This is a genomic window from Corynebacterium sp. CNJ-954 (genome assembly GCF_001942345.1).
Classification (GTDB): Bacteria; Actinomycetota; Actinomycetes; order Mycobacteriales; family Mycobacteriaceae; genus Corynebacterium.
Map to the genome: position 1 here is coordinate 23,697 of NZ_MKKI01000009.1, position 21,373 is coordinate 45,069.

At 58.9% G+C, this 21,373-nt stretch carries 17 protein-coding genes and 1 pseudogene; 12 read left to right on the forward strand and 6 right to left on the reverse strand.

The annotated features are described in order from the left end of the window. Positions 1-110: 110 nt before the first annotated feature. The 3 genes from BJF89_RS04370 to BJF89_RS04380 form a co-directional block, all read right to left on the reverse strand. Positions 111-1,193 (reverse strand): UvrD-helicase domain-containing protein, encoded by a 1,083-nt coding sequence (locus tag BJF89_RS04370; protein WP_075812594.1) that lies wholly within the window; start codon positions 1,191-1,193, stop codon positions 111-113. Continuing rightward, entirely contained in the window at positions 1,190-2,788 is a 1,599-nt protein-coding gene (locus tag BJF89_RS04375) for an ATP-dependent endonuclease (protein ID WP_075812596.1), read from the reverse strand. The genes BJF89_RS04370 and BJF89_RS04375 overlap by 4 nt, the downstream gene beginning before the upstream one ends. A gap of 102 nt (positions 2,789-2,890) precedes the next feature. Next, positions 2,891-3,121, reverse strand: a complete 231-nt coding sequence (locus BJF89_RS04380; RefSeq protein ID WP_075812598.1) for a helix-turn-helix domain-containing protein — start codon at positions 3,119-3,121, stop codon at positions 2,891-2,893. A gap of 83 nt (positions 3,122-3,204) precedes the next feature. On the opposite strand from BJF89_RS04380, the gene BJF89_RS04385 reads away from it, so the two are divergent. Continuing rightward, positions 3,205-3,684 (forward strand): hypothetical protein, encoded by a 480-nt coding sequence (locus BJF89_RS04385; protein ID WP_075812600.1) that lies wholly within the window; start codon positions 3,205-3,207, stop codon positions 3,682-3,684. Positions 3,685-3,731: 47 nt separating this feature from the next. Continuing rightward, positions 3,732-4,097 carry a helix-turn-helix transcriptional regulator gene (locus BJF89_RS19325; protein ID WP_083650485.1) on the forward strand — a complete coding sequence of 122 codons (366 nt, stop codon included), beginning with the start codon at positions 3,732-3,734 and terminating at the stop codon, positions 4,095-4,097. A gap of 175 nt (positions 4,098-4,272) precedes the next feature. Here the strand turns inward: BJF89_RS19325 and BJF89_RS18830 are convergent, their stop codons facing one another. Next, entirely contained in the window at positions 4,273-4,422 is a 150-nt protein-coding gene (locus BJF89_RS18830; protein ID WP_158026034.1) for a hypothetical protein, read from the reverse strand. A gap of 283 nt (positions 4,423-4,705) precedes the next feature. Next, positions 4,706-6,199, reverse strand: coding sequence for a helix-turn-helix domain-containing protein (locus tag BJF89_RS04395; RefSeq protein ID WP_075812604.1), 1,494 nt, complete (start codon positions 6,197-6,199; stop codon positions 4,706-4,708). Between the two features lie 1,365 nt (positions 6,200-7,564). On the opposite strand from BJF89_RS04395, the gene BJF89_RS04400 reads away from it, so the two are divergent. From BJF89_RS04400 to BJF89_RS04445, 10 genes and pseudogenes are all read left to right on the forward strand, one after another. Then, positions 7,565-8,524, forward strand: coding sequence for an ornithine cyclodeaminase family protein (locus BJF89_RS04400; protein ID WP_075812627.1), 960 nt, complete (start codon positions 7,565-7,567; stop codon positions 8,522-8,524). A gap of 659 nt (positions 8,525-9,183) precedes the next feature. After that, on the forward strand, positions 9,184-10,392 hold the full coding sequence (locus tag BJF89_RS04405; protein WP_075812606.1) for an FAD-binding oxidoreductase: 1,209 nt from the start codon (positions 9,184-9,186) through the stop codon (positions 10,390-10,392). After that, the gene (locus BJF89_RS04410; protein WP_075812608.1) at positions 10,389-10,697 is read left to right on the forward strand and encodes a (2Fe-2S)-binding protein; all 309 of its coding nucleotides are present in this window, start codon (positions 10,389-10,391) and stop codon (positions 10,695-10,697) included. Before BJF89_RS04405 ends, BJF89_RS04410 begins: the two co-directional genes overlap by 4 nt. Further along, entirely contained in the window at positions 10,697-12,184 is a 1,488-nt protein-coding gene (locus BJF89_RS04415; RefSeq protein WP_083650488.1) for an FAD-dependent oxidoreductase, read from the forward strand. The genes BJF89_RS04410 and BJF89_RS04415 overlap by 1 nt, the downstream gene beginning before the upstream one ends. A 12-nt stretch (positions 12,185-12,196) precedes the next feature. Next, positions 12,197-13,198 (forward strand): proline racemase family protein, encoded by a 1,002-nt coding sequence (locus BJF89_RS04420; RefSeq protein ID WP_075812613.1) that lies wholly within the window; start codon positions 12,197-12,199, stop codon positions 13,196-13,198. Between the two features lie 36 nt (positions 13,199-13,234). Beyond that, positions 13,235-14,758: an aldehyde dehydrogenase (NADP(+)) gene (locus BJF89_RS04425; protein WP_075812615.1), complete on the forward strand. Its 1,524-nt coding sequence runs from the start codon at positions 13,235-13,237 to the stop codon at positions 14,756-14,758. A gap of 134 nt (positions 14,759-14,892) precedes the next feature. Beyond that, positions 14,893-15,795 carry a dihydrodipicolinate synthase family protein gene (locus BJF89_RS04430; protein ID WP_075812617.1) on the forward strand — a complete coding sequence of 301 codons (903 nt, stop codon included), beginning with the start codon at positions 14,893-14,895 and terminating at the stop codon, positions 15,793-15,795. Between the two features lie 409 nt (positions 15,796-16,204). Next, positions 16,205-16,912 carry a GntR family transcriptional regulator gene (locus tag BJF89_RS04435; protein WP_075812619.1) on the forward strand — a complete coding sequence of 236 codons (708 nt, stop codon included), beginning with the start codon at positions 16,205-16,207 and terminating at the stop codon, positions 16,910-16,912. 319 nt (positions 16,913-17,231) lie between these two features. After that, entirely contained in the window at positions 17,232-18,746 is a 1,515-nt protein-coding gene (locus BJF89_RS04440; RefSeq protein ID WP_255372486.1) for a sodium:alanine symporter family protein, read from the forward strand. Positions 18,747-19,013: 267 nt separating this feature from the next. Then, a pseudogene (locus tag BJF89_RS04445) lies at positions 19,014-19,358 on the forward strand (YsnF/AvaK domain-containing protein); the annotation flags it as partial. A gap of 243 nt (positions 19,359-19,601) precedes the next feature. Here the strand turns inward: BJF89_RS04445 and BJF89_RS18980 are convergent. Next, complete coding sequence (locus BJF89_RS18980; protein ID WP_187344674.1) at positions 19,602-19,820, reverse strand: hypothetical protein; 219 nt, start codon at positions 19,818-19,820, stop codon at positions 19,602-19,604. Positions 19,821-21,373 lie beyond the last annotated feature (1,553 nt).

Sequence of the window (21,373 nt, forward strand, 5' to 3'; positions counted from 1 at the left end):
CTACGTCGGGCCATCAGTGAAGTATCGACACAACAAGCACCAGACTAGAGGGTATAGCAGGGACCAGAGCCAGGTCTGCCGTCTTCGAGGGAAGAACCCTTCCCGATCGCTCAAGGAAGCTGGCCTTGTCGCGGCGACCACTCCGTGAAGCCAGGGATCTGTTCGTCGGTGATGAAAGCGACGCTATGTTTGGCACGGGTCACACCAACGTACAGCTGGCAGGCAGACTGGCCAGCGAGATCGGCAACGCCAGTAAGGAACTTGGTCATCGGCGTGGTGGGGTAGATCAGCACATGGTCGACAGTGCGGCCTTTGGACAGACCAAAGGTGAGGAACGGAAGATCCAGGCCACGAGCAGACAACTTGTTGTGCCGGAGGCACAAGGCCCCGTAGCGCTGGGCGTACTCGTCGGCGTCGGCTTTTCGGACGGTGAACAGACCCGTGTGCGTATGCGTCTCCGTCGAAGCGGATGACGTCGGTGCATAGCCAAGCTGGGGATCGAAGATGGTATCGGAAAAGCTCGCGATGGTCTGGTTCGAACGGTAGGTCGTCGGCCGCTGCGTGATCTCGAGGAGATTCTTCTTCTCCATCATTTGGAACCATACGAAGATCTTCTCCCCTTGATACTTCTTGTTCTTCGGATCACGGATGTTGGTGGAGAGCAGTGCCTGTCGCATATCACCGACCATCGTGACTTTCAGGTGTGCCTTCAGCAAGGCGTTGATGACTTCCAGATCCCAACCCCCAAGATCCTGGACTTCGTCAATGTAGATCTCGTCGTAGATGTGCTCCAGACGATCGATGACCCCACCCCGGCTCGCACGCATGACATCGTGTGCGAGTTGAGCAAGGTGGAGCCTGTAGGCACGGTCATCCATGTCGAGGAACCTTTTCGCATCTTTCGCGTACCGCCCCGGATCACCATCGAAGTTGAGCCCGGTCAGTCGGTGACCAGGGTAGAGCAGTGGGAGGTACGGGCGGATGAAGTGCTGCAAAAGGAAGCTGAACCAGCCCAGTACCTCAACACGATGTCCCCGGATACCGGCACTCCGGATCCGGGAGGCGAGTTCGTCTTGACTTGCTGTGGTGTAGCCGAGAACGAGGATGCGACGATCTTCCGGGCATGCCGTGCAGTTGTCGATGATGGACTGGGTCTTGCGCCCGCCGGCGACAGCGAGGATCGCGCGGTTCATGCGAAGTGCTCGATCGCCTGCTGGATGTAGACGGGCATAGCCACCGGTTCCTTCGTCTGTAGGATCCGAAGCGCTCCCTCTGTCTTGTGGTTGGGCATCCACGTCTCGGGGTTGTCCTGTGGGCGCAGTTTCAGTATCTTGCGCATGTTGTCAACACCGTTGGCCGTGATCAGCTGAGGTTCAAGAGTCTTCCCCAGCGTGGGTTCTCCGATGTACATCTTCCGCTTGTCCGAGAGGTACTCGCTGAGTTCAGAAGTGATATCAGTCGCGGGGGTGCCGTCGTTGTCCTGCAGTGCGACGACATCTCGATTAAGGCGTGTGCACAGTTCAAGTGCTCGTTTGAAGGTAATGCCGTTCATTGAGATCACGTCGATACCCCCGGCTTCCGGGGGCTTGCCGAACCTGTCGGCGTAGCCCCTCTTGAAAACCATTTCATCGGAGGGACCTTCAACGAGCACAAGGCGGCTGGCCAGGACAAGACGCAAGGTGTCATATCCAGACAGGTGCTTGAAGTACGAGACGGTGTCCTTACTCAGATCGGTGAGGTGGGTAGCGGTGTCTCCGTGGAGGCAGATCAGCTTATGGAGGCCGAGACGGTTGAGTACGAAGGAACTGTGGGTTGTGACGAACAGCTGCTGACTCTCACCTGCGAGAGCCGCAACCCGTTCCAGCAGCTTCTGGAGACGTCCATAGGCGAGATGGGTCTCGGGTTCCTCGATCAGTACAGTGCGGGCAGATTCGGCGCGACGCTTCATCGCCAAAGCCACTTTGATCGATGCCTGTTGGCCCTGTCCGGACATGGTGAACGGAGTGCCGTCCACATGTGGAACAACGCCAGATTCCCAGGAGGCTTGGGAGGATTGGTCCATCGCCAGCCCCAGTGGAGCATCGTGAAGGTCCTCGGAGCCCTGACGTACCTTGTCGTTGAGCTCGTTGAGTGCCGACGTCGTCATCTCGTGGCGGGACTTGCGATGAGCCACTGAGATCGCTGCGCGCTCCTTCGGGTCGAGGAAAGCGCTGAGAATCTCGCGTGTATGGTAGTCGACCCCGGCTTTCGATCGGATTGTCCGTGAATCGATGACAGACAACCCCAGCGCCGCCGGGCGGCGACGAAGCTGCTCGTCGTTGAAGTTCGTCCACTGCGCCTCGAAGTACTCCGTCGGCAGAACATCAGGGCGGCCCGGCTCTGCCATGTAGGCCGCGAACTCTTCGTCGTAGTCAGGGTTCAGAGCGACCTGGAGCTTGACGCCTGGGCGATCTTCCTGCAAGGAATTATGGACCCCTCGCAGGCGCTGCACGTCCGGGTCGTCGGAGTCGAAGTAGAGCTCAATGGTGATTGAAGGGCTGGGGGCGTACGGGTGCTGCGCATACGCGGCCAGATAGTCGCTGACGTCCGCGGCGTTGAACCAGTACGGATTGAGCTCCTCATTGGCCCAGCGTCCATCGATCCTCCCACTAAGAGCGAGGGTGATCGCTTCGAGCAGGGTCGACTTCCCTGCCTCGTTGTCCCCGATGATGATGTTCATTTCCGGATCCGGGTCGATGGTGAGACTCCGGAACGTGCGGTACCCCTGGATGATAATTTTGTTGATCATAGTTCTTCCATGTTCCCAGGCTGACCGCCCGATCAGATTCCGCCACGCCGCACATACCAGATCCGACGCGCCCCGGCCGCCTCACACAGCGCGCGACTGGCGTCAACCCAAGCGCATTCCGGAGAGCATGTCCCCTGCATCAACATCCAGCGTGCCGGCAAGTCGGAGGATGTTAACCAGGCTGATGTTGCGCTCGCCCCGCTCGACTGAACCGATGTAGGTCCGGTGCAACCCGGCAGCATTAGCGAGCCCCTCTTGAGACAGTCCGCGCTGCTGGCGCAGCCGACGTATCTGGGTGCCGAATACGCGTAGTGCCTGACTGTCCTGATCCACATGTTGAGGATCAGGCGTTGATGACTAAAGGTCTACAGACTATGAGTAGCATTATTGGTGTCACCACTACACGGAGGGAGCCCATGGGCAAGAAGAACAGCATGAACCAGCAGCGCGCCGCGGCGAAGAAGAAGCGCCGGGCCACTCGGGTAAAGAAGCGGGCAGCACAGTCTCCGGAGTCAATGCTGGATGACGACTTCGGCACGATGTATCTACCGGAGTTCGCCTTCGATGAGCTGGCGGAACCGAATGTGCTGCCGATGTGGGAGTACGACGATCTGGAGTGCCTGGAACTGATCAAGCAGGAACATCCAGACTCAAGCGACGAACAGATTCTGGATGTGATGTTCGCCGAACCGGTACGGGCCCAGACTCCGGGTGGGTACGTCTACTCGCTGCCGGCGCATGTGGTGTTGGGAATGTCCGAAGGTTCCACCGGAGTCCAGTTGCTCACCGTGGCCAAGCGACGGTTCCGCGACGGCAAGATCAGCTGGGACAAAGACGAGCTCGTCCACATCGCCCCGGAAATCACCCCAGACCCGCATGAGGCGTTCTACAGGTGAGGTGAACACACAATACCGACAGGGCGCTCAACAGGGCAGGATGGTGGATGGCTTCACCAGCGACTTGGCGAGTAGGTTGTGGCCACCTGGGGTCGGCCGCGGAGGAGAGGAAGCTGACGGAGAGACATCGGTTGGTGAAAGTCCGGACGCCACGGTCAGCCCTGCAGCGCATCGGCCGGGAGATCGCGGACACTCGTCAAAACAGGGGGATGACACAGGCAACCGTTGCAGAGCTCGTTGGTACCAGCCGCAGCACACTGTCACGTATTGAGAACGGCCAGATAGGAGACCTGGAGCGCCATACGGTCCCCCTCCGGGGGCTGGTCGATCTACTAGGCCCGTTCGAGAAACTGGTGATATACGCCCCGGAGCCGCCTGATCTATCGACCTACGACCAGTGGACCCGCATCTGACCAGAGGTCGCACGGTGGTGGCGGTCGGAGGGCACACCGGCCGCCAGGCAGGTTTGAGGGGAGTCCGCGGGCACCGGCAGGCGCCCGCGGTCAATTGCTCGGCGGTTTTCGCCCACGGTGGCAACGATGATACCCCGAGAGCAGGGGCTCTCGGGGTGTCGTTGTGATGGGGTTGCTAGGCGGTGGTGTGCTTGTTCTTAGTGTTCGGGGTGTGGCCATTTCGCTTCATGACCTTGTGCAGGGCTTCGCGGGCCTTGCGTGCTCCCTGGCGGTCGATCTCGCGTAGGCGGCGCTGTTGTTCGGCGCTGGAGGTCTTCTGAGTCATGGTGGTCTCACTCCTTGAATCTACCTTCATCGTATGCGCTGGCCTCGTCGTTCTCAATGACGTGAAGGTAGGTGTCCAGGGCATCCAGTATGGTCAGCGTCGTCGGCGCGGCTGACGGGGGCCTCTGTGTGTTAGAACGTCAGCAGGCTCCAGGCGAGCTATCAGTCTCTGGGGCGGGCGTTGTCGCCGTTGAATGGGGCTGATACAGGGATAGGTGACAATCGATCTAGCTCGGCCGTAAGGCGGCCTGGAAGGATGCCACCTATCCGTGCGTCAGTCCCGCTCAGATCGAATGTTGGTTGACGAAGTGTTCTGCTATAGGGGGGAGAGGTCCCCAAAACGCCATGAATCCTAGGGATTGCTGCTTCGCAGAGGACCACACGGCGTCGAGTGCTTTCGCGACAACCGAGACATCGGAAGTCGGGAACAGGAGTTTCCTAGCCTCGGGGCTGTGGGCCACGGTTTCGAAGGCTGGGTTGGCCCTGGACTGGTCGAACCCGGACGCTGCGGGGTAGGCACCTCCATGGTGTTGGCCCTCGAGCATCACGACCAGGCAGTATAGGATGTCGAACTGGCACAACGAGTTGAGCACGCCGTCGGCCTGGAACACACTGGGGGTGCCGGAGTCGGGGGTATCGGACATATCTGGGCGCATCGTCGGATGAGTGCGCATTAGTTCTCGGGCACCAGAGATCATCATCCCGGCCTTGCCTTCTTCGAAGAGTCCGGCGCGGCTCGCTGCCACTTGGCCATGTCTGATCCAAGAGGAGTGAATGTACGTTTCATTTGTCGGCGTGTACGGGCGTAGTGCGAGGTCATGCACTGTTTCCCAGAGGCATAGGCGAACGGCCATGCTACCAAGCACGTAGACGCGGGTGATGATATCGAGCTGGAGTCTAGCGTCGTCGCCAGCGTTCTCGTAGGCCCGATACAGCGCGTCGGTCGCTTTAGTAACAACCGTGGGTTGTTCGAAGTGCATCGCTTGCGCGGCGACAATGACGATCTTGTCGAGAGCATCAACCCCCGCATCGACGGAAAGTGATGATGCCGATGCCGTCTGTAGGAACTGACGCAACCTCACGTCATTGCCCGCGTCAAGGTGGGATATCACCGCCTCCGCAAACGATTCATCGGTCATATCCAGTGATAGGGGAACCAGGGCTTGTCTCACCCCACCTCGCGCACGAAGCGCAACCGCCAGATCAGCGATCAGGGCGTCGACCTGCTCTCGAGCCTCGCTACGAATACGATCGTCGCGCTTTTTGAGCAGCGTAGCCCAGTGGATGTGTCGTAACGGCACGTTCTGGGCGCCTTCGCGTACCAGCACGTCTCCTGGGCGAAAGACGATCGTCTGCTTCTTATCCCCGGGAAGGCGGTAACTTCCCTCCTTGCTCATCGGTACCGGCAAACCGTCCTCGGGGTGCGGTAGATAGATCAGCACGACCTCGTGACCATCGAGGTCATGGATCTGTGAGATCGGCTGGACCACTCCATCGGCGTACTTCTTGATGAGATCAGCAAGTCGCGCACTATCAAAGGTAGAGCGGTCTTCGATTGACCCTGACGGGAGGGCGAGGTCACCGCCGTCTTCGACACCCACCAGGATATAGCCGCCGGGTGGAGTGTTTGTCATGGTCACCGCGTCCTTGACGAAGTTCAGCTTGTGTCTCAACGACGTCAGGTCCAGTGTTGATTTGAACTCGAGGTGTGTCTGCTCCGGGCTTGTAAGCAGCTCGGAGAGCTTCTCTGCGTCCGTGCGTCCGTCGGGAACGATCAATGTTGTCTCCTGTTGGATCGGGCGGTGCCAGGCCACTCACGTCGAAACCGACAAGCAGGACGAACATGGGAGGGACGTCCATCTACTATACGACGCGCCACCTCAACTGCGGTGAGTAGTGTACCGCCAGCGCACATACGGTGTTCGAGGAGAATGCGAGCGACTGACCAGTAAGGTACGCGCCAAAGCAGCTCATGGTACTCACGACTGTCCAGCGCCACCTAGTACTGCGCGGGCCGGGGGAATGTCATACCTAGAGCGACGACAGCGCCCTATATAACCGACCAGGGGTCACTCACATTCCGTCACTGTGACGTATTTCGTGCCGGCCGGCAGCAGGACCACTGTCGAGAAATGTGGGCCGGAGATGCAGTTCAGTACATCGCACACGGAACATCAATAGGACCGAAATCGAGCCAGCGAATCACGATCGCGAGATGCGAATGAGCGTCGTGGAGCATCGCCGCCTCCACTAGAATAGGGACTTGACCTAAGATCCACCAACGAGGTCAACGAACGGGACCGTCAAGCGACAAGCACCTAAACGCCTAGGTCAGACCCCTTCCAAATAACGCCGATAATTATGATTATGACACTTGGGCGATTCGCGACCACGGCCGAGCGACGTCAGGCGGTCTTCCTCAGTCATCATGAGACATCGCAGAATCCCCTTCCCTCGCACTCAACCTGTTGTACCGATGAAGCCACTGCCGAGCAACGGCACCTACCGGAGCCCGAGAACTGCGCAGAAGTGGAAACACTAGCCAGTCATGGGCCCGACAGATTATTTGAGAAGATCCTGCGTCAGCGTGCACACCAACTGCGGTGTTTGCCCTGATCGACAGTGACAGAATGACTGCGAAAACCGACAGATCAACTGATAATGGACAAATCAGTGACCCTCGCAGGCATCTTGGGACTTGTCACAATCAACACGAGATGTACACACCAACGGTCTCGCGTACCGATGGAGGCCAGAATATTACCTTGGTTTCCGCCACTGATCTTTCTGTGTCCCTAAACATGCCGATCACCCTCTACGCCATGACGCCTGGACAGCGACATCCGCATGGTTTCGGTATAGGTGCGGAAACCACACCTTCAAGTTTACATTGAACCCTGCGGTACCATGTGATATTGTATAAGTGGACGTATGGAAACGTCCCTGCGGAAGCCACGAGTCAGCGCTCTAGATGCAGAAATGCGCAACGCCCGCCTCTGGCGCAGGCAGTTTTCAGGGACCAATCCGGGAGATTTCACATCTCCAGGGTACCGCGGCATTCAAGCAGGTATTTCGTTTCATACATCTGGTGCAATGTGGATTTTCCCGTAATTCCACCCCTCCACAGAATGGGAGATTCTGAATTGAGTACCATCCCCTACGTCAACGCCGAAGGCGTCCGGAAAGCCCTCCCCTGGAAGGGCGCAATCGAGGGTATCGAGGAAGCGCTGTCGAACGGTATTGATCCAGAAGACGACGGCCCCCGCCTCTTTGCCCCCACTCCTAAAGGCGAGTTCCTCATCATGCCGGCAACGTCACCGGCTGCAATGGGCGTGAAAGTTCTCACGCTTTCCCCCGAGAACCCCGATCGAGGCCTCGAGAAGATCCAGGGAACGTACCTCTTGTTCAATGCTGATACCGCAGCGCCTGTCTGTGTCATGGACGGCACGGAGGTGACGGCGGTCCGTACCCCATCTGTAACCATCACCGGCCTCCGTGCACTCGCTGCCAGCGCGCCTGCAGGTGATGAGGTCCCCGAAGAGCCCACAGTACTCGTGTTCGGAGTAGGCACCCAAGGAATCAACCATATCCGTGCTGCTAAGTGGGCGTGGCCTGGCGCCAACTTCCAGGTCGTGGGGCGTCGACCCGAACGAATCCGATCAACCATTGACCTCCTGGGAGGGGAGGGAATAAAGGTCACTGATGTCACAGACGGAGTTGAAGAGGCGGTTCGTGAAGCTGACATCATCATCACCGTAACCACCTCTTCGACACCACTTTTCCGTGGCGAGTGGGTCCGTCCCGGAGCCATCGTTGCCTCCGTGGGGCAGCATGGCCTGGATGCGCGGGAAGTGGACGCCGAGCTCGTGCTTCGTTCTGACGTCGTGCTTGAAAGCCGCGGCGGAATGTTCCGGGAGGGCGGAAACATTATCCCTGCTCGCTCACTCGAGGAATGGCAGGATCGCAACACAGCGAATATTCGCGATGCCGTGCACGGTAACTTTAAACGCACCGCCGGAAGGCCCGCTCTGTTCACGGGTGTGGGAATGTCGTGGGAGGACCTCGTGCTCGCCGAAGTAGTGTACCGGTCGACGAACGATTAACAACGACTTCTAATCAACCTGGGAGTGACCGCGGCCCCTGAGGGAGGCGCGGTCACTCCCCTCTTCATGCTGCGGCCTGCTCAGCACCTTCAGCTTCACAAAGCTCATGTATCCAGCACTGCACAAAGATAGGGCACGATACACTCTCCCTGCTGTCGCCGGTGCTGGCCAGCCGACGCCGCCAACTCCCTCCATTCTGGCATTGGTGGGCCCTTCCTCGCGAGCTCCATGGCCTTCACAATTCACGGTGCCGCGCAATCTGCAGACCTCGTCTGGGCGATCGAAGACGTCGGCCACGCCTCACTGACCTGGATCCACATGGCATGCCTACTCTTCGTCTGACTCATGGTCCCGAAGGTCCTATGTGACTACGAATGCTAGCGGAAAGCCGATCTAGATCCACAGTTTGACCCGGTAGCACTCGGGATCAAGAATGCCGACTACTAGGAATCCGAGGGTGCCGACCAACGACGGCAAACAGCCGCCGAACGCCGGTAGCCCCTAGAGGACGTGGACCTAACCTATAGCTATCTCAGCTACTGACCCGGACCAGCAACTGAGACGTTTCACCACTTGACACAACCGAGTGACGCGGCTCATAGTAGTATGTAACATTGTACAAGTCATCGTGCTGATGCTCCCCCAAGGAGGTAACCCCCGTGGAGTCCTATGACGTTGCGGTCATCGGTGGAGGCATCGTAGGTGCCGCAGTAGCTGCTGAACTCGCTGGTCGGGGTAAGAAAACTGTCCTAGTAGAGCGCCACCGTGTCGCGAGCGGAACAAGTGCCCACTGTGAAGGAAACCTACTCGTTTCCGACAAGGGGCCCGGCCCCGAACTCGACCTCGCGCGGCTGGGTAATCAACAGTGGCGGCAGTTTCATCAACAGGTCAACGAAGAACTCGGGCCCGACTTCCCCAGTGTGGAATTCGAGCCCAAAGGTGGACTTGTCGTGGCAACCAGTGACGTCGGGGCCGACAAGCTGCGTGAGTTTTCCGAGACCCAGCGCAGCGCGGGGGTCACCGCCGAGAATCTCACCGACGCCCAGGTCCGGAACCTCGAGCCGTGGCTTACTGACCGCTTCACCGCTGCAATCTGGTACCCCGGTGATTGCCAAGTCCAACCGACAATTGCCTCCGAGGCACTGGTTGCGCTGGCCAGGAAACGTGGCGCAGTGGTCCGCGAAAACAGTGAAGTGTTCAGTGCTCTGCGTACTAATGGCACGGTTACCGGTATCCAGACCACCTCCGGAGACATCCACGCTGAACACACCGTCATCGCGTGTGGTCCTTGGTCTGGTGCTGTCGCCGCTATGCTTGGCGCATCGATCCCGGTCAAACCACGCCGCGGTATCGTCATGGTTACAGCGAAGATGCCGCAACGGGTCTTCCACAAGGTCTATGACGCCGATTACGTCGGCGCTGTCGGGTCCGGCAGCGAAGGGCTCATGACCTCGAGTGTCATCGAATCCACTCAGGGTGGCACCGTGCTGATCGGATCCAGCCGTGAACAAGTCGGGTTCGATGACCGTTTCCGCGCCGAGGTTCTCCGCAGTGTGGCTAGCAAAGCAACCAAGCTGTTTCCTTTCCTGGCCAACACCGCGGTCACTCGAAGCTACTCAGGGTTCCGGCCCTTCCTTCCCGATCATCTCCCGATCATTGGCCCCGACAACCACGTTCCGGGGCTCTGGTACGCCACAGGACACGAGGGTGCAGGTATCGGACTGTCGTTGCCCACAGCGAGCCTGCTCGCCGACATCATGGACGATGCGCCGACAGAGCTGGACCCCGCGGCCTTCTCGATTTCACGCCCCAGCCTGAAACCACATCTTGAAGCCCACCCCACCCGTAATGAAAGGACGAGCGCATGACAGAAGCCCCACGGGATTCCTCACTCGAGATGGTTTCCATCACCGTTGACGGCGCCCCTATGACAGGCCGTCGCGGGCAGAGCATCGCTGGCGTCATGCTCGCCTCCGGCCTCCGAGCATGGCGGACGACAGCCGCAACAGATAGTCCGCGGGGCCTGTTCTGCGGTATCGGGGTGTGCTTCGACTGCCTTGTCACCGTCGACGGGGTTCGCGATGTCCGCGCGTGCCAACGTCAAGCATGTGAGGGCGACATCGTGGATTTCCAGGACGACGGGAAGCACCAAGTAGACAGGGGTGATCGATGATGCCATCACACGTGATAGTCGTCGGAGGTGGACCAGCCGGCATCTCAGCCGCACTGGGAGCTGCCACTGCGGGTGCAAAAGTTACCCTGCTTGAAGCAGGGCGTCAGTTGGGAGGTCAGTTCTGGCGTCACCTTCCCAAGGAGGCTCCCCACGACGAGCAGGATGCCCAGGGTGTGATGCACCACGGGTGGTCCCGGTTCCTACGCATGGAAGAACAAGTGCACGAAAGCGCAGACATCACCGTCTGCTACGAAACCAGTGTGTGGGCAGTCAGCTCACTCGGCACCCCAGGTGCTCCCACCAGTGCTAATGAAACTTGCGTGTCAGACTTGGCCATCGAGACGGTGGCCGGTCCGGCAGACGGCACCGATCGCACAATGGTGACGTACCGCGCCAACGCTCTTGTCATCGCCACTGGTGCCCACGACCGCACTTTGCCGTTCCCGGGCTGGGATCTTCCTGGGGTCTACACCGGTGGAGCGACCCAGGCCATTGCCAAGAGTGAGGGCATTGCCCTCGGCGACAATGTCGTCGTCGCCGGTGCAGGTCCTTTCCTTCTGCCGGTGGCAGCTTCCCTGACCCAGGCAGGCGCTCGTGTGCACTCGGTCAACGAGGCAAATCGCATCCGCCGGCTGGCCGCCGGCTGGCTCCCCCGTCCATGGGAGCTGGTCGGTGCACCGAACAAGATGGCTGAGCTCGTCGGCTACGTCAGTGGACATCTACGACACCGTATCCCCTACCATCTTGGTATCGCCGTCATCGCAGCTGAGGGTGACGGCAGGGTCGAGCGTGCGGTGCTCTCGGATGTTGATGCCGATTGGCGGCCCATCCCGGGCACTGAACGCCGGGTCGACTGTGACGCGCTCTGTGTGACCCACGGCTTCACCCCTCGTCTGGAAGTCGCGATCGCAGCAGGATGCGAACTCTCCGACAACCGATTCGTCGTCATTGACGAGGCCTGTGGCACCAGTACCCCTGGCGTTTTTGCTGCTGGGGAACTCACAGGCGTCGGCGGCGTGGACCTCGCATTAGCCGAAGGAAGCATCGCTGGTCATTGTGCCGCCGGTGGGCTGGCCAGCGACGTGGAGATCCGGGGAGTTCAGCGACGCCGCAAGATCTTTAGCTCGTTCGCCCGCCGGCTGGAAGCTGCCCATGGCATCCGCCCAGGTTGGCGCGACTGGGTCACCGACGACACCATCGTGTGCCGTTGCGAGGAGGTCACTGCCGTCGACCTGCGCAGGAAGGCCTGTGCCACCAGCTCTGCGAGCCTGCGCTCGCAGAAACTCTCAACACGGGCAGGCCTTGGTGTCTGTCAAGGACGTATCTGCGGTCGCAGTGCTGAAGAACTTCTCGCCCAGGCTACCGGTGTCGAATCCCTGGATGGCGGAATCATCGACCGGCGTCCAATCCACACGCCAATCCGCATCAGTGAGCTGGCCGGCCCGGTCGAGGAAACAGATCCCACAACACCAACTATGAAGAATTAAGGGAGGTAAGGCATGAAAGCCAACAGGCTGATCTCGGCAGTCGACTCACACACCGAAGGCATGCCCACACGCGTGGTCACCGGCGGGGTCGGGGTGCTCCCGGGAAGCACAATGAACGAGCGGCGCCTGCACGTCATGCACGAACGTGATGATCTACGCCGCTTCCTGGTCTGTGAACCCCGTGGCCACGCGGCGATGAGCGGAACCATCCTCCAGCCTCCGACCCGGCCGGATGCGGATTGGGGTGTTCTCTTTATCGAGGTCTCCGGGCTTCTTCCCATGTGTGGCCACGGAACTATCGGTACTGCCACCGTGTTGGTGGAAACCGGGATGGTTGAGGTTGTGGAACCCGAGACGGTCATTCGCTTGGACACCCCGGCCGGCCTGGTCATTGCCCGTGTCGCGGTAAGCGAAGGCCACGCCGACTCGGTCACGATTGAGAACGTGCCAAGCTTCTGTGAGCGTCTCGATGCGACTATCAATGTGCCGGGATTTGGGCAAGTACCCTATTCTCTGGCCTTCGGCGGTAACTATTACGCGATGGTCAACCTTGAAGATGTCGGGTTGCCGTTCGACCGGTCCCGCAAAGAGGACATCAGTCGGATGGGGATGTCGATCATGGAAGCTATCAACACCCAGGATGCCCCCGCTCACCCGGAAATCGCCGGGGTCGATCACGTCCACCATGTCGAGTTCATCGCTCCGGGATCGGATGCTCACCACTCCAAGCACGCCATGGCCATCTACCCGGGCTGGTTCGACCGCTCGCCCTGTGGCACAGGTACCTCTGCACGTATGGCTGAGCTTCATGCGCGCGGTGAGCTGGAGCTCGACACCGATTTCATCAATGAGTCCTTCATCGGTACGCGCTTCATCGGCCGATTGGTGAGCACGACCACAGTCGGTGACCGCACCGCAGTCACCCCCACGATCACCGGCCGTGCGTGGGTCACGGGGATCGGGCAGTACATGCTCGATCCCACGGATCCGTTCCCTGCCGGATTCGACTTCTGAACCCCAGAAGACACCACTACAGATAGGAGCAAGATCATGACGACCATTTCCTCTGGACACACCACCCAGGACCAGCTCGAATCGATCCTCACCGCGGCTGCTGGCGCAGCACCGGCCTGGGCCGCGACAAGCCCTGCTGACCGGGCCGCTGCTCTTGTCACCGTTGCCGACGCGCTCGACGAGCATGCGAGTTCTCTGGTCACAACGGCCGAGCGTGAAACTGGCCTGTCCAACGGCCGGCTGACCGGTGAGCTCAAGCGCACCACTGTCCAGCTCCGCCTGTTCGCCGATGTCATTCGGGACGGCTCTTACCTGGACGCCCGCATCGATGATGCTGACCCCGATTTCGTTCTCGGTACACGTCCGGACCTTCGTCGCGTTCTGGTGCCTGCCGGTGTCACGCTCAACTTCGCTGCCTCCAACTTCCCCTTCGCTTTTTCGGTTGCTGGCGGCGACTCCGCAGCTGCACTCGCCGCGGGATCACCGGTGATTGTGAAGGGACACTCCGGGCACCCGGATCTCTCGGTTGAAACAGCACAAGTCGTTGTCGATGCATTTGCAGCCGCTGGCGCACCCGACGGAGTTTTTGCTCTCATCCAGGGACAGAAGGCAGGAACCGCAGCACTCAACGACGATCGGGTGGACATCGGTACCTTCACCGGATCGATCAAGGTCGGACGCATGTTGGCTGACATCGCTGCGGCCCGCCCCCGTCCTATTCCCTTCTTCGGGGAGTTGGGCAGCGTCAACCCTGCTGTGGTGACCACCGCCGCCTTCGAGCAGCGCGGCCAAGACATCGCTCAGGGCTTCCTGGGATCCGTTGCTGGGTCGGCAGGACAGCTGTGCACCAAGCCTGGGTTCCTCTGGATACCTTCCAAGGGTGATGTCGCCGGTTTCGAGGAAGAAATTTCCAAGGCCGCCGCTGACGTACCGAAGCACCGCCTGCTCAACCCGAGTATCGGACAGAGTTACATCGGCGGTACCGACATCTTCCTGTCTGACCCCGATGTCCGTGTTGTCGTGGAAGGCTCCGCTGAGCTTGACGAGGATGGCCAAGTGTGGGCGACCCCGACCATTGTGTCGGTTCCCGCTAGCAAGTTGGCCAAGGATGACGGCAAGTTCCTCGACGAGGTCTTCGGCCCGTTCTCTGTCCTTGTCGAGTACGACAACGAGGCCGATGTTCCCGCAGTGATCGAAACGTTCTTCGAGGGCAACCTCACCGGGACAATCCACATCGGTGACAACGAGGAAAGCTCGGACCTGTCGGCGCTGATCTCTGTGTTCTCCCGCAAGGTGGGCCGGGTGCTGTTCAACGGGTGGCCGACCGGGGTGGCTGTGAGCTATGCCCAGCAGCATGGTGGCCCGTACCCGGCAACCACCAATGACTCTTCCACTTCTGTAGGGACTGCGGCAATCAGCAGGTTCCTGCGCGGGGTGGCGTTTCAGAATGCCCCCCAGTCCGTCCTGCCGCCAGCATTGCAGGATACGAACCCATGGGGTATCCCCCGTCACCATGGCCCCGCTGGCGAATCCCAGTCCTGGGGTTTGCGCAAAAACTAACACTTCGAGGGAGCACCCCTCCGTTCTAACAGAGAGGACTCTCACCATGTACAATGTGAAATTGTACTGTTACACTAGAGGTGCACTGGCCAGCATGGCCCAGATTCCCACCACCACTCACCTAGGAGTAGTCAATGACTGACCAGAAACCCTGGCTCGGGGTTAATGTTGCCACCACCCTGCCCTTCAAAGAAGACCTCACCGTCGATTATGACACCTTCGCTGATCATGTCGAGTGGTTGGCTGAGAATGGTGCTGATGGCGTCTGCCCCAATGGTTCACTCGGCGAATATCAGACGCTGACTCCCGAAGAACGACAGAAAGTTGTGGAGGTCGCCATCGAGGCTGCCCCAGATGGGTTCAACGTGATCCCCGGGGTAGGTGCATACGGCGCACTAGAGAGCGTCCGCCATGCAGAGCATGCGAAAGAAGCAGGCGCCAACGGCGTGATGCTGCTTCCCCCGAACGCCTACCGCGCCTCCGACGAAGAGGTTCTTGATCACTATCGTCGCGTGGCTGCAGCAGGTCTGCCGATTCTGGCCTACAACAACCCGATCGACACCAAGATCGATATGACTCCGCCTCTGCTGCAAAAGCTCAGCGACGAGAACCTCATCGTTTCCGTTAAGGAGTTCTCAGGAGACGTCCGTAGGGCATACGAGACCCGGGAGCTCGCCCCAGACCTCGCACTGTCGATCGGCAGCGATGATGTCGTCCTCGAGATGGGCATTGCCGGCGCTGTGGGCTGGGTGGCCGGCTACACCAATGCGATTCCACAGTCCACCACGGAGCTGTTCCGCCTCTCCACCTCCGGGAACGTTGAGGACTGGGCAAAGGCTCGACAGATCTACGGAGACCTTCACTCGCTCTTGCGTTGGGATTCGAAGACGTACTTTGTGCAGGCTATTAAGTTGTCCCAGGAGGTCGCCGGGCGCTGGGGCGGTAAGTGCCGTCCTCCGCGCATGGACATGCCGGCTGAGATCCGCCAAGAGATCATCAAGGCTACCGAGAAGGTCTTGGAGCTCGGCTACAAATAGCCCCACTATCAAGTGTTAACACACGTGCTCCATCACGCCGCTTCGCACAGCGTCGAGGCAGAGTAGAAGGTAACGACCAGGCATTATGCCTGGTCGTTTCGCTGTTCGGTGTACGCATAACCACGGCAAAGCAGCAACAGAACGGCGCACCGGGTCATGCTGACGCACTTCTAGCACCCATCTCGGGACCCTCTGCGCCTTGAGATCACAGCGCGATAGGCTTCTAGTGAGTATCCCCTCCATCGTCGCTCTGGGCCACCACGGCCGGTAGTGTGGTCACCAGATCACACGTATGATCCAATGACCACATACCCTTTCACCTGCAATAGCCAGGGACAATAGGGCACTGTGAACCAGCGGCGATGAACGTCACAATGCGAGGCTCAACAGTACCCGGAGATGAGTTGTAGTGTTCCCAAACCAGGACCGGATCGGCACCCTGGCGCCGCGGCGAAGTATCCGTGAGACGGTCACCTCCACGCTACGCGGGGCGATCATCGCAGGAGAAATGACGCCCGGTGAGGTGTACTCAGCTCCTACGCTTGCTGCACAGTTCGGTGTCTCACCGACCCCGATCAGGGAGTCGATGGTCGACCTCGCGCGCGAAGGACTGGTGGAGCCCGTACGAAATAAAGGCTTTGGAGTCACGCAACCGTCCCCACGAGAACTCAATGAGATCGCAAAGATCAGGCTACTTCTCGAACCGCCCAGCGTTCGAGACATCACCCCTCTTGTGCCTGAGTCTTGTTTTCCAGAGCTCCGGGACATGGCGCAATCCATCGTTAATGCAGCAGTCCAGGGAGACCTCGTACGCTACCTCGACAGTGACCGAACATTCCACCTCAGGTTGATCTCCTTCACAGAGAATGCCGAGCTCTCGTCCATTATTTCCGACCTACGGAATCGCACACGACTCTTCGGCCTCAAAGACCTGTCAGAAGCTGGGTTACTTGTTGATTCTGCCCAGGAGCATCACGCCATCCTTGACGCGTTAGAGAGCCGAGATGCCGGCGCGGCCGAGACCGCCATGAAAGATCACATCAACCACGTCCGAGGTGAATGGTCAGCCCCACCCGCGCGATCGTTAAACACTAAAGCGCCGAAATCCTCCAGTTGAGCGCAGGACTCCCGCCACCCATTTACCTCCGGTAAATAGACACATTTACCCTCCGCACACAGCGACATCCGCCGTTTCAAGCAAGCAAGTTTTCCTGCAACAAGAATGTTACCCCAACTTCATATCTGGGAATGACCAGGTAGGGCGCCGATTCTCCATCACAGACCGGCCGGGCGCTCCCTGCTGTCCGATGCAAGTTCCGCGAAACCCTTCCGCTCGTAGGCTTGTGCTATGTACCATGTCACACATGCCATAGCACTGTGGGTGAGGTTGCTCAGGTGCATTGGTCCACTTCTGAACCCGAACGGAGACGAGAACTGTGACCCAAACCCTTCAGACCATCTCGGACCATATGTGGGAGTGGATGGCCTACGCCGCACTCCTTCTAGGCTTCTACTTCACGTTCCGCTCTCGAGCGATCCAGATCAGACGTCTACCAGACATGATGAAGCAGATTGCCGGCCGTCAGGTAAGCGATGGCAGAGCAAAAGATGAACATGACGAAGGAATCTCCTCGTTCCAGGCGCTATCGATGACTCTAGCTAGTCGCGTCGGAGTCGGAGCAATCGGTGGCGTTGCAACTGCGATCGGCTTTGGCGGGCCAGGTGCCATTTTCTGGATGGCAGTAACTGGATTCGTTGGTGCAGCCAGTAGTTATGCCGAATCTGTACTCGCACAGGTATACAAGAGAAAGATCGACGGAGAACATCGCGGAGGAATCCCTTATTACATCCGATACGGTCTGGGATGGCGTTGGCTCGCTGCAATCGCCGCGCTTGTCGCCTTCCTTGCCTACGGATTTCTGGTTCCCGGAATCCAGTCGAACAATATCTCAAACAGCGTCAGCTACGCATTCGACATACCAGCATGGATCACAGCAACTATTGTCACCGTGATTCTCGGGATCGTTCTCATCGGCGGAACAAAGCGGATTGTTAATGTGGCGCAAACGATCGTGCCATTCATGGCTGCGGGATACATCATCATCGCGATTGTCGTTATCCTCATTAACATCACTTCCATACCTGAGACGATCTCTGTGATCTTTGGCAGTGCTATGGGAGTCAATCAAATCTTCGGCGGGATCGCAGGGTATGCCGTGACCTGGGGTATCCGTCGGGCGATTTTCACATCTGTTGCCGGCGTCGGTGAAGGTACTTTCGGAGCAGCGGCAGCGCACGTCAGCCACCCCTCCAAGCAGGGACTAGTTCAGGCGTTTAGCATCTATGTTGATGTTCTCTTCGTCTGTATGGCCACCGGCACCCTCATCGTTGCCACGGATTCCTATAATGTCATCACGTCCACCGGTGACAGAATTCACACAAACATCAATGAAGCAATCGCTGCCGGTCCGGAATTCGCACAGCACGCAATTGATACTACGATGCATGGGTTCGGATCACCGTTCGTAGCGGTGGCAATATTCCTGTTTGCTTTCACAAGCCAGGTCGCATTCTTTTACATCGCCCAGTCGAATCTGCAATACCTCACTGGCCAGAAGGAAAATAAGGTCGCTACCTGGATTCTCCGTCTCGGCGCATTGGTGATATCTTTCATCGGTGGAGTCGTCCCCGCAAAGGCAATGTGGGCAGCTGGTGACATAGGATACGCCACACTTGGGTGGATTAATATGATCGTCATCACCCTGCTCTCTCCGATCGTATTCAAGGTACACAGAGATTACGAGAGGCAAAGAAAGCAGGGGCTGGAGCCGGAATTCGATCCAACTAGTCTGGGTATAAAAAATGCCGCATTCTGGAACGAAAGGTATACGAATATCGAGGGTAGGAGGGCGCAAGAGTTGACGAATCAGAAGAACATTAGTCAGGCCTAGGATACATACTTCCTGTTGCAGCTGGAGCCAGTACCGGCCAGTGCGCCGCCGGATGGCACTGAGGGAGGTCATGGCTATCGTCTGGGGCATTCACTGTCACATCATGGATGATTGAATAGTGAGCTCTCACCGCCGGGGTTTTACGGTGGCCAACGCCCATCCCCGCCTGAACAGATCCGCCCTGTTAAAGAGCACCCCAGAGCGCTGACGGCGCTGTGCGGATAGTTCACTGACTCCTCCGCTAATGGAGTTGTACGCTCTGAAGAGCACCTCGATGTCGACAAGCAGCGATTGGACACAGAAGAAGTTCGTCTTCGTAAGTACGTGAGCACCGAGACCGAGACGGTGGAGGTTCCAGTGTCCCGTGATCAGGTCACCGTCGAGCGCTCCCCTATCAGCGACGATGCCTCCAGCTACCCTGATGATATCGGTGAGCAGGAGGCCTCGGTCACTCTGTATGAGGACCAGGTGAGTGTGAACAAGGAGACCAAGCCGGTGGAGAAGGTGTCGATTTGCAAGGAGGACGTCGAGGAAACCAAGACGTCCTCGGATGATGTTCGCAAGGAGCACATCGACACGGATGCCTCCAGGGTTGATGCCGACACGAAGTAGCGCCGACAGGCGCTGCTTACCGCGCGAAACCTCGACGGCGGTGGGAGAAAGTGCTCAATGGTGAACCGACCCACGATCTGGTGATCATCGTTTTCTCCTCAGCGTTGGGAATGCAGCCTGTTGGTTGCCCGTGGGCGGCCTGTCAACGTGGACGAGTTAGCGTATCCCCTGCGGCAGACACAGCGAAGCCCCCACTCCTCCTCTATTCCTCGGAAGTGGGGGCTTACAACTGGCGAGGGGTGCTTACGCAGCAGGTGCTTCAGCCTCGGGCGCCTCGGTGTCGGGAACCTCAGGGGTTTCCGGGGTTTCCGGGGTTTCCGGGGTTTCTGGCACATCAGGGGTTTCGGGGGCCTCAGGGGCGTCGGATCCGAGCGAGCCGGAAATCCCGTCCACGAGGTCGGTGAAGAATCCCTGGATGGATTCCGGCAGGTTCGAGATCAGATCAGTGACGACTTCGGACATGCTGTACTCCTTGGAGATTGGGTCACCGTCAGCTCGTGCTGCGGTGGCTAGGCCGACGTTACCTAATCGTGATCGTTTGACGAGAGAAAAACACCCCCGTAAATCACCCCCATGTAGCAAACACGCTGATCCTGGCGATTAAATTTAATCAAGTGCTTCGACCCTCGCGCTAGGGTTGCCGGTACGACCGCCCGCGCCGTCAGGGGGTACCTGGGTAAGTGGCCGTGCTGTAAGCCGCCGTGTCGGCTGAGGTTACTCCCATCTTCGGGGGTGAGTCGACAGAAAGTGGTTGCTGAAAAAGTGCCCTGAAGTAGCATGGGAATTGCCGATCTCGGGATCGGCACTTGCCGAATCGGTTCGCCGATATGCAGGTCAGAAAGCTAGATCGGTTATGTAGTGTGGCCGGTTTCGCCAGTCTACTTTCTTGGTCGAAGTAGACACACTCGCTCTTGTGGTATCAGAGCGGGTTGACCCTCACCTTGTTCTATCGCTAGCCAGGGTGAGGGTCTTCTAGCGTCATGGGGTCGGGAATTCTGTGCAATGGCTGCCGACAGCAACTAACCCCTACCGGCGAGGACAGTTGTCGATAGGGGCTAGCCCTTACAGACTACTACCCGCCTGGCAGGCCTACAGGTATCCCCTCCCACCTTCAGGGGTGCCCCTTGCTCTCTTAACGTCGTTCAGTAGCATGGCACTTGCCGGTCGGCTCCATGTCACGCGACCCGGCAGACCCCCGCTGAACCGTAGAGTAATTGCCACGGCGGGGGTCGCTCTATGTTGCGAGGTGTAGACGTTGGGGCCTGTCGACGGAACGGCGCTCGATCTTAGGTATGCTTATGCATGCTGGCTTATGGGTCAGCATTCTCTGTAGCGGCGTCGCCGGTACACGTGTCAGTAAAGCGGTCGTGAGCATGTGGTGTACTAACGACCATCGATCCCCCTCAGCATCTTTCGCTGCTCGCTGAGGGGGATCCACTATTTCTGCACGCTGCCTGGGTTGTACGTACTATCTGTGGTGCCGGGAGCTCGAGGGGCAAACTCAAGTCACCGGCATGGCCCTGCCGGTTTCGCTGTGGAGCGCTTTCCCAGCAGGGTCTTCTAGGTCATATTGCCCATCCCCGGCCACAGCCCCACCTGACACCCTGGACCTGCCGACTGCCGCGTCATCCCCGCCGAGGTGCGGGAGACGGTATCCGGCTCGACAGGCTCCGACTGCTCAAGGCAGCTCCTCGGCGCCACCTCCGAGGTGAAACCGGTCAGCAGCTGCTGTCGCAGTGTTCAGCACCACCCCCTCACTCTGCGATACCACCCGCACGACTGTCCTGCGACCCCTCTCGCCGGACACGTATCCAGCGTTGCCAGACATGTGTTGCCTGGGTAACATCAGCCACACAATATGTAGTGTGTGTTCCACAACACACTTCATGCCAGTCAGATGGAGGTCGCCTAGCCATGACGACAACAGACAAGAAGACGTCACCTGCCAAGGGTGGTGTCGCCGCAGACAACGGGTTCACCGCTGAAGAACAACAGTGGGTGGACAAGAAGAAGTA

Coding starts and splice junctions, on each gene's coding strand:
- BJF89_RS04370 (WP_075812594.1), bottom strand. CDS start 1,193: ATGAACCGCGCGATCCTCGCTGTCGCCGGCGGGCGCAAGACCCAGTCC.
- BJF89_RS04375 (WP_075812596.1), bottom strand. CDS start 2,788: ATGATCAACAAAATTATCATCCAGGGGTACCGCACGTTCCGGAGTCTC.
- BJF89_RS04385 (WP_075812600.1), top strand. CDS start 3,205: ATGGGCAAGAAGAACAGCATGAACCAGCAGCGCGCCGCGGCGAAGAAG.
- BJF89_RS19325 (WP_083650485.1), top strand. CDS start 3,732: ATGGCTTCACCAGCGACTTGGCGAGTAGGTTGTGGCCACCTGGGGTCG.
- BJF89_RS18830 (WP_158026034.1), bottom strand. CDS start 4,422: ATGACTCAGAAGACCTCCAGCGCCGAACAACAGCGCCGCCTACGCGAG.
- BJF89_RS04410 (WP_075812608.1), top strand. CDS start 10,389: ATGACAGAAGCCCCACGGGATTCCTCACTCGAGATGGTTTCCATCACC.
- BJF89_RS04415 (WP_083650488.1), top strand. CDS start 10,697: ATGCCATCACACGTGATAGTCGTCGGAGGTGGACCAGCCGGCATCTCA.
- BJF89_RS04420 (WP_075812613.1), top strand. CDS start 12,197: ATGAAAGCCAACAGGCTGATCTCGGCAGTCGACTCACACACCGAAGGC.
- BJF89_RS04425 (WP_075812615.1), top strand. CDS start 13,235: ATGACGACCATTTCCTCTGGACACACCACCCAGGACCAGCTCGAATCG.
- BJF89_RS04430 (WP_075812617.1), top strand. CDS start 14,893: ATGACTGACCAGAAACCCTGGCTCGGGGTTAATGTTGCCACCACCCTG.
- BJF89_RS18980 (WP_187344674.1), bottom strand. CDS start 19,820: ATGTCCGAAGTCGTCACTGATCTGATCTCGAACCTGCCGGAATCCATC.